Origin of the sequence: Qipengyuania gaetbuli (assembly GCF_020524765.1) — a bacterium.
Classification (GTDB): Bacteria; Pseudomonadota; Alphaproteobacteria; order Sphingomonadales; family Sphingomonadaceae; genus Qipengyuania; species Qipengyuania gaetbuli_A.
This window is the reverse complement of sequence record NZ_JAIVLR010000002.1, coordinates 743,661-756,770: the sequence shown is the minus strand read 5'-3', so window position 1 is coordinate 756,770 and position 13,110 is coordinate 743,661. Positions and strand designations below refer to the sequence as shown.

9 protein-coding genes are annotated in these 13,110 nt (G+C 62.8%); 6 read left to right on the top strand and 3 right to left on the bottom strand.

Annotation, left to right across the window (positions count from 1 at the left end; translation table 11 throughout):
* Nucleotides 1-41: 41 nt before the first annotated feature.
* Nucleotides 42-2,270 (bottom strand): EAL domain-containing protein, encoded by a 2,229-nt coding sequence (locus LC083_RS12220; protein ID WP_226700615.1) that lies wholly within the window; start codon nt 2,268-2,270, stop codon nt 42-44.
* Between the two features lie 182 nt (nt 2,271-2,452).
* On the opposite strand from LC083_RS12220, the gene LC083_RS12215 reads away from it, so the two are divergent.
* The 6 genes from LC083_RS12215 to LC083_RS12190 all read left to right on the top strand — a co-directional run bounded on the left by LC083_RS12215 (nt 2,453) and on the right by LC083_RS12190 (nt 10,763).
* Nucleotides 2,453-3,760: an FAD-dependent oxidoreductase gene (locus LC083_RS12215; RefSeq protein ID WP_226700614.1), complete on the top strand. Its 1,308-nt coding sequence runs from the start codon at nt 2,453-2,455 to the stop codon at nt 3,758-3,760.
* Nucleotides 3,761-3,837: 77 nt separating this feature from the next.
* Nucleotides 3,838-5,526 (top strand): PHA/PHB synthase family protein, encoded by a 1,689-nt coding sequence (locus LC083_RS12210; RefSeq protein ID WP_226700613.1) that lies wholly within the window; start codon nt 3,838-3,840, stop codon nt 5,524-5,526.
* A 31-nt stretch (nt 5,527-5,557) separates the two neighbouring features.
* Nucleotides 5,558-6,424 carry an alpha/beta fold hydrolase gene (locus LC083_RS12205; protein ID WP_413469460.1) on the top strand — a complete coding sequence of 289 codons (867 nt, stop codon included), beginning with the start codon at nt 5,558-5,560 and terminating at the stop codon, nt 6,422-6,424.
* Nucleotides 6,425-6,449: 25 nt separating this feature from the next.
* Nucleotides 6,450-7,943 carry an MFS transporter gene (locus tag LC083_RS12200; protein WP_226700612.1) on the top strand — a complete coding sequence of 498 codons (1,494 nt, stop codon included), beginning with the start codon at nt 6,450-6,452 and terminating at the stop codon, nt 7,941-7,943.
* Between the two features lie 61 nt (nt 7,944-8,004).
* Nucleotides 8,005-9,756 (top strand): N-acyl-D-amino-acid deacylase family protein, encoded by a 1,752-nt coding sequence (locus tag LC083_RS12195; protein ID WP_226700611.1) that lies wholly within the window; start codon nt 8,005-8,007, stop codon nt 9,754-9,756.
* Nucleotides 9,753-10,763 (top strand): zinc-dependent alcohol dehydrogenase family protein, encoded by a 1,011-nt coding sequence (locus tag LC083_RS12190; RefSeq protein ID WP_226700610.1) that lies wholly within the window; start codon nt 9,753-9,755, stop codon nt 10,761-10,763. Before LC083_RS12195 ends, LC083_RS12190 begins: the two co-directional genes overlap by 4 nt.
* On the opposite strand, the gene LC083_RS12185 is transcribed toward LC083_RS12190, so the two are convergent.
* Together LC083_RS12185 and dnaN are read right to left on the bottom strand one after the other, a co-directional pair.
* Nucleotides 10,760-11,839 (bottom strand): DUF2855 family protein, encoded by a 1,080-nt coding sequence (locus tag LC083_RS12185; protein WP_226700609.1) that lies wholly within the window; start codon nt 11,837-11,839, stop codon nt 10,760-10,762. The two genes, LC083_RS12190 and LC083_RS12185, sit on opposite strands and share 4 nt — an antisense overlap.
* A gap of 58 nt (nt 11,840-11,897) precedes the next feature.
* Complete coding sequence (gene dnaN / locus LC083_RS12180; RefSeq protein WP_226700608.1) at nt 11,898-13,022, bottom strand: DNA polymerase III subunit beta; 1,125 nt, start codon at nt 13,020-13,022, stop codon at nt 11,898-11,900.
* Between the last annotated feature and the right edge of the window lie 88 nt (nt 13,023-13,110).

The window sequence follows — 13,110 nt, the reverse complement described above, 5'->3', positions numbered from 1 at the left end:
ATGGTTATTTTTAGCCTAACACCAAGCGTAAATGTCCCCGATCAACCGGCTTTTTTCTTGCGTGACCGGTTGCTGGTGTCGACTTCCAGGAACTGCCTGCGCGTCCCGTTGGCGATGTTTTCGGCCATAAGGATAGCGTAAGGGTCTTCCGGAAGGCTCGCGAGTGGCTGGTTCGCCGCGGCTGCTATTTCGTAGGGCGAAACGCGGTGCCGCGTACAAAGGCCGTCCGAACCGTCGCTGATGAGCGGCGTCTCGAATTCGAGGCCTTGCGTGAAACCATCCGAACGGCGGACAGTGCCAACAGCCAGCTGGCCGCCGCCAAGATCCAGAACCACGTGGGTACCAATAGGGACGTTGAGCAGCCCTTCCACGCGGGCACCGGTCTTCGAAAGATCGCGCATCATCACATGATAGCGGTGATCCTCGTGAATCAGGCCGACACGGCGATAGACGCTCTTGCGCTCTGCACGGAAGCGCTCGGGACCGCGCGGTTCGTACTGCAGCTGCTGGCTTCCAAGGCGATCGAGCAGTTCTTCGTTGTTGATCGCAGGCGAAAAAATGAAGCCCTGGATGTGGCTGGCGCCGCGTGCTTCCACGAGTTCCAGCTCGTCCTTCGTTTCGACGCCCTCGGCAACGGTCTCCATGCCGAGAGATTCGGCAAGGTTCACGATGGCCGACATGATGGCCGGATTGTTGTTGCCCTTCTCGGTTGCACCGCGAACGAAAGCCTGGTCGATCTTGATCTTGTCGAACGGGGCCTTCTGCAAGTAGCTGAGCGAGGAATAGCCAGTGCCGAAATCGTCCAGCGCGAGGCGTACACCGATGCGCTTCAATTCCTCGAACATGGTCTGCGTGCGATCTGCATCGCCAACGAACACGCTCTCGGTGATCTCGAGTTCGAGGCGGCTTGCCGGCATGCCTGTCTCGCGCAGTACTTCCTTCAGCTTCTTGGGGAAGTCGTCATTGGCAAACTGGATCGCCGACACGTTGACTGCAACGCGCAATTCGCACGGCCACTTGGCTGCATCGCGGCAAACTTCTCGCAGTGCCCAATCACCCAGTTCCGTGATCATGCCGATTTCCTCGGCTACGGGAATGAATTGGGAGGGCGGGATAAAGCCCCGTTCCGGGTGTTCCCAGCGCATCAGCGCCTCGAGGCAATGGAGCGTGTGGTCCTTCGCCTTGACGATCGGCTGGTAAAACATGCGCAGGTCGCCGTCCTCGATCGCCTGGCGCAAGTCCATCTCGATCCGGTTGCGGGTCTGCGCGCCGTCCCGCATGTCAATATTGTAGAAGCGGTAACAACCCTTGCCCTTGGCTTTCGCACCATAGAGAGCGAGGTCGGCAGCCTTGACCAGTTCTTCGGGCTCGACGCCATCGAACGGAGACACAGCCACACCGACCGACGTGCCGATCGAGACGCGGGTGTTGTTGATCTGGTAGGGCTGCGAGATCATCTTGATCAGGCGATCGGCCAGTTCGCCAAGTTCTGCGCGATCATCCATATCCTGCAACATGACCTGGAATTCGTCACCACCTAGGCGCGCGATCTCGCCCTTGTTGCCGATGATCCGTTCGATCCGGTTGGCCACCTGCTTGAGCAATTCGTCTCCAGCCGGATGGCCGTGCGTATCGTTGACCTGCTTGAAGCGGTCGAGGTCGAGCATCAGCAGCGCGCAACTGCGCTGCGAGGCTTGGAACGCCTTGAGCGTCGATTCCAACCGCTTGTTCATGCGGTGGCGGTTGGCAAGGCCGGTAAGGGAATCGAACTGAGCCATACGTTCCGCATCGAGGCGCGATGAACGAGAGGACGTTATGTCCTTGGCGCTGCCTCGATAGCCGAGGAAGTTCCGACCGGCATCGTACTGCGGTACGCCTGACAGTTCCCAGTATTGGCCGCTTTCCTTGCCCCCTCCGGCAATCTGCACCGGGTGGTGGGAAATGGAACCGCGCGCGGACACTACGAACTTGAACGGTCGCCCTTCGCGCGTGCACTCATCGTCCTGCAGGAAAAATTCGGCCAACGGTGCGCCCACGACGTCATCCTCGGAGAAACCGAGTTCCTTGAGCGCGGCAGGCGAAAGGTAGATGAGGCGACCTTCGCTGTCGCTGGCCCAGAACCAGCCCAGCCCGGCGTTTTCGAAACTGTCGAGCAGTTCAAGGCGCGAAAGCATACGGGGCGCGTCGGTATCATTCGCAGCGGCAACCTTGCCGCCTTTGCCCGATGCCCCGGCCTTGGCTTTCGACCGCTTCGAGAAAAATCCGCTCATCCCAATATCCGATAGCAACCTTGTTTCCCGGTCGAAGCCGGGCGTTGCGCGTTTCCTAATCGAAAATACTTACCCAATGCATAACCATCGCACCCACATGTGAGCGCGGGATGGCCCGCGCTTGCACAGCGCGGTTTCCAAAGGCATTGTCGCTTTTCATTCAGCGGGGGAGAGGACCGCAGATGCGTCACATCGCCATTATCGGCTCGGGTCCGTCAGGCTATTACGCTGCAGAAGCGGCAGGCAAGAAGTGGGGCGACGATGCCCGCATCGATGTCTTCGACAAGCTCCCCGTGCCCTACGGCCTGATCCGCACCGGAGTCGCTCCCGACCACCAGTCGATCAAGGCCGTGGCGAGGCGATACGAAAAGACGGCGCTCACCGAAAATGTCCGGTTCGTCGGCAATGTCACCGTCGGAAGCGATGTGACCGTCCCGGAACTGCAGGACCTCTATGATGCGGTCGTCTTTGCCACCGGCGCACCGCACGACCGACAGTTGGGGGTCGAGGGGGAAGATCTCGGCAATATTTTCGGCAGCGCGGCCTTCGTCGGATGGTACAACGGCCATCCCGATTTCGCCGCGCTCGATCCGGATTTCTCCGGCAAGCACGCGGTCGCCATCGGCATGGGCAATGTCGCGCTCGACGTGGCCCGCATCCTGTCCAAGACAGAGGGCGAGATGGCCGGATCGGACATTGTCGAACACGCGCTGTCCGCCCTGCGCGGCTCGAAGCTCGAAACGGTGACAATCCTCGGTCGGCGGGGCCCGCACCAGATCATGATGACACCCAAGGAACTGGGCGAACTCATGCATCTCGAACGGGCCAGCCCGATGGTCGACCCTGAAGACCTGCCGCCTGTGGACGACGATCTCATCCTCGAGCCGGGCCTGCGCAAATCGGTTACGCTGCTGCGCGATTTCGCGGCAATCCCGGCCAGCATTCATGGCGAGACCCCAATCGGGATCGAGTTCGATTTCTTCGCCAACCCCGTCAGCTTCGAGGGGAAGGACGGCAAGGTCAGCGCGGTCGAGGTCGAGAAGACCGTGATCGAGAAAGGCCGCGCCCTGGGCACCGGGGAGACGTACCGCGTACCCGCGGACTTGGTCATCACCTGCATCGGCTATCGCAGTTCTTCGATCGAAGGTGTCCCGTTCGATGAACGGCAGGGCAAGTTCGCCAATGACGACGGCCGGATCCTTCCCGGCCTTTACTGTGTCGGCTGGGCCAAGCGCGGACCTACCGGCACCATCGGTACCAACCGGCCCGACGGCTATGGCGTCATCGACCTGGTGGCAGAGGACATCGGACAGGGCAATCGCAAGCGCGGGCGCGAGGGGTTCGACGAATTGGCAGCGGCTCGAGGGCTCGACATCGTGACTTTCCGCGATTGGCAAAAGATCGAGGAAGCCGAAGCCGCCGCAGCGCGCGAAGGCGCCCCGCGCGAGAAATTCGTCGATATCGCCGACATGATTGCAGCGCGCGGATAATCGGAACGCTGGCGCAGCGACACGTGTTGGCTTAGTGATATAGACATAAGAACGAACGAAAGGGACCCGGAATACCCATGGCACAGCTCGAAGACGAAGCCGCCCAGTCCACCAGCGCTCTTGGCCCGCTTATCGGCCTCACACGCGAGGATATCTTCGGAGCGGTTGCCGTCATGCTGCGCGAAACGGCGTCGGATCCCCAGCGGCTGATGAAACACGGCCAGGACATGGGTCAGGACATGGTCAAGATCATGACCGGCCAGAGCGATCTTGCCCCCGATCCGAAAGACAAGCGTTTCCAGGACCCGGCTTGGCAATACAACCCCTTCATGCGCGCCGGCATGCAGTACTACCTTGCCGTCCAGAAGGGCGCTTCGAAATGGCTCGAGGATTTGGAGCTCGACGAGCTCGAAAAGGACCGCGCCCGCTTCATCTCGAATATCATCATCGACGGGCTTGCCCCGACCAATACGCTGGTCGGCAACCCGACGGCCCAGAAGATGGCGATCACCAGCGGCGGCCTCAGCCTGATCAAGGGCCTCAAGAACGCCTATGACGACATGGTCCACAACAAGGGCATGGTCAGCCAGGTCGACAAGAAACCGTTCAAGCTGGGCGAAAATATCGCGACATCGAAGGGTTCTGTCGTCCTGCGCACCGAGATGATGGAACTGGTGCAATATGCCCCGACCACGGACGAGGTGTACGAGATCCCGCAGCTCACCATCCCGCCGCAGATCAACAAGATGTACATCAACGATCTGTCGCCCGAAAAATCGGTGGTGAAGTACCAGCTCGACAACGGCATCCAGACCTTCGTGATCAGCTGGAAGAACCCCAGCAAGGAACAGGGCCACTGGGACATGACCGACTACGTCCGCTCCTGCCGCGAGGCGATGGAAGCGGTCAGCAAGATCACCGGCTCGAAGAAGGTCAACGTGTCCGCAGGCTGCTCGGGCGGCCAGACCGCCTCGATGCTCGCCAGCAAGATGGCCTCGGACAAGGACGATCTGCTCGGCGCGCTCACCCTCATGGTCTGCGTGCTGCACCCCAAGCAGAACGATATCGAGGCAGGTTCTCTCGTCAGCGAAAACGGCCTCGCGCTGGCAAAGCGCCGCGCCGCCAAGAAGGGCGTCATCAAGGGTGACGACCTCTCACGCGGCTTCGCGTGGCTGCGCCCGAACGACCTGATCTGGAACTACGTGATCAACAACTACCTGCTCGGCCAGGACCCGCCCGCTTTCGACGTGCTGTTCTGGAATGCCGATGCGACCAACCTTTCGGCAGCCCTCATGGGTGATTTCCTGCACGCCTTCGAATCACTCGCCTTCACCAAGAAGGGCGAGGTGGAAATGGTCGGCCACAAGGTCGATTTGTCGAAGGTGACGAGCGACCTGTTTATCCTTGGCGGCGTGACCGATCACATCACCCCGTGGAAGGCCACTTACCGTTCGACGCAGCTCTTCGGCTCGAAAGACATTACCTATGTCCTGTCGCACTCGGGCCATATGCAGGCGATCCTCAACCCGCCCGGAAACCCCAAGGCGCGCTATTATGTGCAGAAGGACCCGAAAAAGAAGCTGCCCGACACTGCGGACGAGTGGCTGAAGGGAACCGAAGAAGTTTCAGGGTCTTGGTGGCCATACTGGATGGAATGGGTGCAGGCCCGCGCCGGCAAGCAGAAGAAAGCACCTGCGAAACTGGGGAACAAGGAATACGAACCGCTGGACCCCGCCCCCGGTCTCTACGTTATGGAGGCGTGCTGACATTTCCGTCGGCAGGTTGCAGGACACACACGTGAGCGCATCGAACAAGGGAAGCCTGACCGCGACGGTCGAGATGATCGAAGCAGGCGGCAGGTCGTTGCGCGTTGCGCACTGGCGGCTGGGCGAGAAATCGGACCATCCGCCGATCCTGTTCTTCAACGGCATCGGCGCCAATATCGAGGCGGTCGCGCCGCTCGCCGAAATGCTGACCGAGCGCGGCTTCGTCATGTTCGACATGCCCGGCACCGGCGAAAGTCCGGACCCGGTGATGCCCTACAACCCCTTCACCATGTGCTGGACCGCATCGCAGGTCCTCGACCACCTCGGCGTGGAGTTGTGCGACGTCATGGGCGTGTCCTGGGGCGGCGCGATGGCACAGCACTTCGCGCTCCAGCATCCCAAGCGCACACGCAGGCTGGTGCTGGCCGCGACGACGCCGGGCATGCTGATGGTACCCGGCAATCCGGCGGCGCTGTCCAAGATGGCGGACCCGCGCCGCTACATCGATCCCGAGTTCATGAACGAACACTTCGCCACGCTTTACGGCGGCGTGGACCGTGACGGTGCGGCACACCAGAAGGACAGCCACATCGGCCGCCTCAAGCCGCCGTCGCCGCGTGGCTATCTCTACCAGCTGCTTGCCATGCTGGGCTGGACCAGCCTGCCCGCCTTGCCCTTCCTTTCGAAGGAAGTGCTGATCATGATGGGTGACGACGACCAGATCGTCCCGCTGATCAATGGCAGGATCCTGGCCTCGGCTATTCGCAATTCGCAGCTCAAGGTGCTGAAGGGTGGCGGACACCTGTTCCTGCTGACCCATGCCGATGAAAGCGTGGAGGCGCTGCGCGACTTCCTCGACGCACCGGACACCAGCGAAGAACTGGGCCGCGCCGCCTGAACGGGGCAACGGGGTCGGGAGGGGAATGACGATAGCCACCGATCCCGCACTTGCCGCCAATCCCCTGGCCAGCCAGCCGGTCCGCCACTCGACCGGTGAAGGCGGTGCGCTCGGCCGGACCGGCCTTGCGTGGGCCAGCTTCGAATGGGCTCGTAATCCCTATTACATCCTGATCGTCATCTACATTTTCGCGCCCTATTTCGCGCGCGACATCATCGGGGCGGACCTGCTGGCAAGCGGTGCGCTGGATGACCTTCCCCCTGACGAGGCCCGCGCCGCTGCCAATGCGCAGGGTCAGGCGACGATCGCATCGGTCACGAAATGGGCGGGCCTGATTGCCGCGTTGACCGCTCCGTTTCTAGGTGCAGCGCTGGATCGCGGTGGGCGGTTGAAGCCGATCCTCGCCATATTCCTCGGGCTCATAACGCTGTGCTCGGCAATGCTGTGGTTCGCCATGCCGGGCGGCGAAGGCTTGCCGGTCGGCATTATCATGGCGCTGCTGGTGATCGCCTATGTCAGCTACACCTATTCCGAGGTCACCCATAACGCGATGCTGAGCGTGTCGGGCGAACCGCGCAGGCTGGCGATGATTTCCGGGCTCGGCCTGGGCCTCGGCAATGGCGCTGCGACGCTGATCTTTGCCGCCATCGCCCTGCTGTTCGTCCTGCCCGCCATGGTCGGCTGGCCCTTTGCCGAGCCGCAATTCGGTCTCGATCTCGCCAAATTCGAACACGCCCGGCTCGCCGGCCCCATCTGCGCCGTGTGGCTGGCGCTGTTTTCGATCCACTTCTTCCTCCATGCAAAGGATCCCGGCGTTCCCGGCGCTAGCTGGCGCGTGGCCTTCCGCGACGGGACGCGCAGCGTCTGGCGCACGGTGCGCGAGGCGGCCACCTACCGCGAGCTGCTGAAATTCCTCGTCGCGCGGATGTTCTATGCCGACGCCATGGCTGCCCTGTTGGCACTTGGTGCAGTCTATGTAGCGCTGTTCCTCGAATGGAATTTCCTCGAGATGCTCTGCTACGCGATCTTCGCCAGTGCCTGGGCCTTCGCGGGGGGCATTTTCGGCGGCTGGCTGGAGGAGAAAGTCGGCGTCAAACGCGCGCTCGCGCTCGAAATCTTCGCGATGATCGTGGTCGGCCTGTTCCAGCTCAGCATCACGCAGGACAGCTTGCTGTTCGGCACGGTCGCGAACTTCACGGTCTGGGACGGTGTCGTCTTCCCGACGCTTTCCGACCTCGTCTACCTCTGCTCGATCAGCGTCATTGCCGTAACCGCCACTGCCAGCATCTCGTCCAGCCGGACCATGCTCGTCACCCTTGCCCCGCCCGGGCGCAGCGGCGAGTTCTTCGGGCTCTATGCCATCGCCGGCACCATCACCGTCTGGATGGGTCCGCTGCTGGTAGAACAGTTCACCCTTTGGTCGGGCGACCAGCGCATCGGCATGGCCGCAATCTCGCTGCTGTTCGTCATCGGGCTCGGGATTTTGCTCGCCGTGCGGATGCCCGAGCGAACCCCCTAAAGCGCGCTAGACATATCGGTTGCAATGTGGAACCTTCTCTTCCGAGAGAGAGGATCACCACATGCCCACATTCGATACGATCATCCGTGGCGGCACAATCGTCGACGGAACCGGCGCAGCGCGTTTCACCGGCGACATTGCCATCAAGGACGGCCTGATTGCGCAGGTCGGCAAAGTCTCTGGCGACGCGGCGGAAGAGATCGATGCGGCAGGCCTGCTGGTGACGCCGGGCTTCGTGGACATCCACACGCATTACGACGGGCAAGCGACCTGGGATCAGGAAATGGCCCCGTCCAGCTGGCACGGTGTCACCACGGTCGTCATGGGCAATTGCGGCGTCGGCTTTGCCCCGGCCAAGCCCGACAAGCACGAATGGCTGATCGGCCTGATGGAAGGGGTCGAGGACATTCCCGGCACCGCGCTGGCCGAAGGCATGAGCTGGGACTGGGAGACCTTCCCCGAATATCTCGATGCGCTCGAAAAGCTGCCGCGCACGGTCGACGTGGGCACCCATGTCCCGCACGGTTCGGTCCGCGCCTACGTGCTCGGCGACAGGGAGCGTCCGGGCGCCATCCCGACCGAGGATGACATCGCGAAGATGTCCGCCATCGTCGAAGAAGGCGTGCGGGCCGGTGCGCTCGGTTTCTCGACCTCGCGCACCGTACTTCACCGCGATGTCGACGGCGAGGTCGTCCCCGGTACCACGGCCACCGCGGAAGAACTGGTCGAGATCGGCCGCGCCATGGGCCGCGCAGGTCACGGCGTGTTCGAAATGGCCAGCGACATGATGCGCGAATGGGACGAGTTCGGCTGGATGGGCAAGCTGAGCCGCGAAACCGGCCTTCCCGTTACTTTCGCCGCGCTGCAGTCCATCGCCAAGGAAATGCCGCTCGACGAGCAGATCGCCTCGATGCGCGCGGAGAACGACAATGGCGCGAACATCGTCGCCCAGATCGCGCTGCGCGGAAACGGCATCGTCATGGCGTGGCAGGGCACCGTGCACCCCTTCCGCCTCAAGCCAAGCTGGCAGGAAATCGCCGAGCTTCCGTGGGAAGAGCAGAAGGCGAAGCTGCTCGACCCGGAATTCAAGGCCAGGCTCCTTTCCGAGCAGCACGACTTTTCCGAGGTCAACCAGGACATCATCGGCCTGATCATGGTCGTTTGCGGCGGCTGGAACATGCAGTTCGAGATGGACCCGGACTTCAATTACGAGCCGACCGCCGAGGAAAGCATCATGGCCCGCGCCGCCAAGGCAGGCGTTTCGGGCGACGAGTACGCTTATGACCTGCTCTGCCGCGACGATTGCAAGGGCTTCATCTACTTGCCCATCCTCAATTACGCGGATGGCAATCTCGACTTCCTCCACGATCTCCAGCACGCCGACGATACAGTGAATTCGCTGTCGGACGGCGGCGCCCATTGCGGGACGATCTGCGATGCCGCCTCGCCCACCTTCATGCTGCAACACTGGGTGCGCGATCGCTCGCGCGGTACGATCGGACTGGAAAACGCGATCAAGCGCCAGTGTGCCGATACCGCAAGGCTCTATGGGCTCGAGGATCGTGGCGTCCTTGCCCCCGGCTATCTTGCCGACATCAACATCATCGACATGGACCGGCTGAAGCTGGGCAAGCCGTGGCTTGCCTTCGACCTGCCTGCAGGCGGCAAGCGCCTGCTGCAGAAAGCCGATGGCTACGTCGCCACGATCAAGAACGGCGTCGTGACCTTCCGCGAAGGCAAATGGACCGGCGAAGCGCCGGGCGGGCTGATCCGCGGTCCGCAACGCGCCGAACTGGCGGAGGCGGCAGAATGAAGGCGATCCGCACCGGCGCATCGCCCTCCACCCTCGAAGCCCTGGAATTCGTCGATGTCGACGCCCCCGCCGCGCCGGGGCCCGGCGAGATCACGGTCGACCTGAAGGCGAGTTCGCTCAACTATCACGACTATGCCGTCGTGAAGGGCATGATCCCGACGCAGCAGAGCCGCATTCCCATGTCGGATGGCGCCGGCACGGTGAGCGCGGTCGGCGAAGGCGTCACCGAATTCGCGGTCGGCGATCACGTGGTCAGCACCTTCTTCCCCGACTGGATCGACGGCGAACCGCCGCAGACCGCCTTCACGCGCGTGCCGGGCGACGGGATCGACGGCTATGCGTGCGAGAAAGTCACCGCGCCCACCCACTGGTTCACGCGCGCACCCGCCGGATACAGCCATGCGGAGGCGGCGACGCTGACCTGCGCGGCGCTGACCGCATGGCGCGCGCTGTTCGTGGACTATTCGCTCAAGCCCGGCGACACCGTGCTGGTGCAGGGGACCGGCGGTGTTTCGATTTTCGCCCTGCAGTTTGCAAAAGCGGCGGGTGCAACGGTCATCGCCACCAGCTCATCGGGCGAGAAGCTTGAGCGGGTGAAGGCTATGGGTGCCGACCACCTCATCAATTACCGCGAAACCGAAGCCTGGGGCGCGCAGGCGCTGGCCATTACGCGTGGCCGCGGCGTCGACTGCGTGGTGGAGATCGGCGGCGCGGGCACGCTCGACCAGTCGATGCTGGCGACCCGCGTCGGTGGCCACGTGGCGCTGATCGGCGTGCTGGCAGGTTTTGCCGGGCCGGTGCAGACCGCTCTGCTCTTTTCCAAGAACCTCAAGGTCCAGGGCCTGACGGTGGGCAGCCGCAAGATGCAGCAGGACATGATCGCCGCCATCGAGGCGAACGGCATCAAACCGGTCATCAGCGATACCTTTCCGCTGGAACGACTCGCCGATGCGTTCCGCCACCAGGAGAGCGGCGGTCACTTCGGCAAGATCGCGATCGAAATCTAGGGTTCGATCACGATCCCCTTTGCGGGATCGACCTTTCCGCCCAGCATCTCGACGAAGATGTCGCGCGCCGCGCCGAGGCCTTGGTGACGCTCGATCTCGATCGAGCCGCCGGCGTCCTCGAGGAAGCCGTGCCAGCTTTCCGCGACCATAGCGCCAGCCTTTTCAGGGCCGTGTTCTTTGAACAGGGCGACGGCATGGTCGGGCGCAAAGAACAGCGTGGGCGTCGGACCGGGAAGGCTCGCGCCGCCGCCAAGGCCGCCGCCGCGCTCCTCGATATGGGTCGCGCCGACGAGGCAGGAGTATTTCAGCGCTTCGCCGAAATGGTGATGCAGCTGGCCGAGCAGTCCGGCATTGCCTGCGAAGTCGACGGTAACGCTGGGCTCCGGCAAGATGCTGGAAACTTCGTCATAGGACAGCACCTCGTCATAGAGGCCGCTCGCTTTCACGAAATCGACGTTACCGGCAGAGGTCAGGCCGATGCGACGAACCGACGGCGAGCGGCGCCTGGCAACGCTGGCCAGCCCCATGGCGGTCTTGGACGATGCGCTGGTCAGCACGACCTGCCCTGCCCCGAACCAGTCCTGCGAGCGCATGAAATACTCGATCAGGAAGCCGGTCTTGAACAGCGGTCCGAAGATCATCCGCTCGCCTTCGCGCGCCGGATCGTGTTCGGGATCGGCAGCGAGGCGCGAATACTGGTTGTAGATCGGGCTCATCGGCTGGCGGTGCGGCGCCATGTCGACGAAGCCCGACGCGCTTACCTTGCCCGGGATCACGTCGAGGTGGCTCGCCATGGGGAGGTAGCCGTAAACCCGCTCACCCACCGCGAAATCTGGGCTGTTGCTTTCTACGACGCGCGCATGCCCCCACATCGGCACGATGCCCTTGCCATCGGGTGCGGGGAAGAAATTCCAGTAGCCGAAGCCGTCCCCGACCACGGCATAGGTCACATTGTTCGCCGTGACCGAGAAGCTTTCGACTGCCAGCCGCACGCCGCCATCGGCCAGCGCGCCCGGGTCCATATCGACCAGCTCGGCACTGGCCAGTTTAGACTTGTCGACGTGAACCTGCTGCATGGCGTCTCTCCTTCTTGCGGGGAGAGACGCTAGCGGCAGGAAATGGCCTTTGCGAGGATTAAACCCGCATCGGCATCAGGACGTAAAGCGCCGGGCTGTTGTCGTCCTTGCGGATCAGCGTCGGTGCGCCTGCATCGGCCAGGTGGATTTCCACCGTGTCGCTGTCGATCTGGCCGAGGATGTCCTTGAGATAGCTGGCATTGAAGCCGATTTCGAACCCGTCCGCGCCATATTCGGCGGGCAGTTCCTCGGTCGCGGTGCCGTTGTCGGGCGAGGTCACGGTCAGCACGACCTTGTCCTTCTCGAGGCCCATCTTCACTGCGCGGGTTTTTTCGGTGGCGATCGTCGCCACGCGGTCGACGCCTTCGTGGAACGTGCGCGGATCGAGCTTCAGCAGCTTGTCGTTGCCGGTCGGAATGACGCGCGAATAATCCGGGAAAGTGCCGTCGATCAGCTTGCTGGTCAGGACCACGCCGCCTTCACCGCCAAGGGTGAAGCGGATCTTGCTGGCCGACAGGTCGATCTGGACGTTGCCGTCCATCTTTTCTTCCAGCAGCTTGCGCAGTTCGGCCACGGCTTTGCGTGGCACGATGACGTCGGGCATGCCTTCCGCGCCTGCCGGACGCGGCAGGGTGAAGCGTGCAAGGCGGTGACCGTCGGTCGCCGCAGCTTTCAAAACCGGCTGGTCTTCGTCCGACACGTGCAGGAAGATGCCGTTGAGATAGTAGCGGGTTTCCTCGGTCGAGATGGCGAACCGCGTGCGGTCGATCATCTCGGCAAGGGTCTTGGCCGGCAGTTCGAAGCTGGTCGGCAAGTCGCCTTCCACGATCACCGGGAAATCGTCACGCGGCAGCGTCGGCAGCGAGAAGCGGCTGCGCCCGGCCTTGATTGCCATGCGGTTTTCCGCGGTTTCGAGGCTGACCTGGCTACCTTCGGGCAGCTTGCGCGCGATGTCGAACAGCAGGTGGGCCGAAACGGTGATCGCGCCGGACGATTCCACGCTGGCGGCGTCCATGTGCTCCACCACCTGCAAATCGAGGTCGGTCGCCATGACCTTCAGCCCGTCGCCTTCGGCTTCGATGAGCACGTTCGACAGGATCGGGATGGTGTTGCGGCGTTCGACGACCGACTGCACGTGGGAGAGACAGCGCAGCAGCGTTGCGCGTTCGATAGTGGCCTTCATGGGTCCTTCTTTCGTCCCTGTTGGGCGCGCGAAGGGCCGGAATCGCCCCTGAGCGCCGGAATACGGATATCCACCCTAGCGGGGCGGT

What these genes read in the sequence shown, in the direction of transcription:
- LC083_RS12220 (WP_226700615.1), bottom strand. Translation starts at nt 2,270, where the DNA reads ATGAGCGGATTTTTCTCGAAGCGGTCGAAAGCCAAGGCCGGGGCATCG.
- LC083_RS12190 (WP_226700610.1), top strand. Translation starts at nt 9,753, where the DNA reads ATGAAGGCGATCCGCACCGGCGCATCGCCCTCCACCCTCGAAGCCCTG.
- LC083_RS12210 (WP_226700613.1), top strand. Translation starts at nt 3,838, where the DNA reads ATGGCACAGCTCGAAGACGAAGCCGCCCAGTCCACCAGCGCTCTTGGC.
- LC083_RS12200 (WP_226700612.1), top strand. Translation starts at nt 6,450, where the DNA reads ATGACGATAGCCACCGATCCCGCACTTGCCGCCAATCCCCTGGCCAGC.
- dnaN (WP_226700608.1), bottom strand. Translation starts at nt 13,022, where the DNA reads ATGAAGGCCACTATCGAACGCGCAACGCTGCTGCGCTGTCTCTCCCAC.
- LC083_RS12215 (WP_226700614.1), top strand. Translation starts at nt 2,453, where the DNA reads ATGCGTCACATCGCCATTATCGGCTCGGGTCCGTCAGGCTATTACGCT.
- LC083_RS12185 (WP_226700609.1), bottom strand. Translation starts at nt 11,839, where the DNA reads ATGCAGCAGGTTCACGTCGACAAGTCTAAACTGGCCAGTGCCGAGCTG.
- LC083_RS12195 (WP_226700611.1), top strand. Translation starts at nt 8,005, where the DNA reads ATGCCCACATTCGATACGATCATCCGTGGCGGCACAATCGTCGACGGA.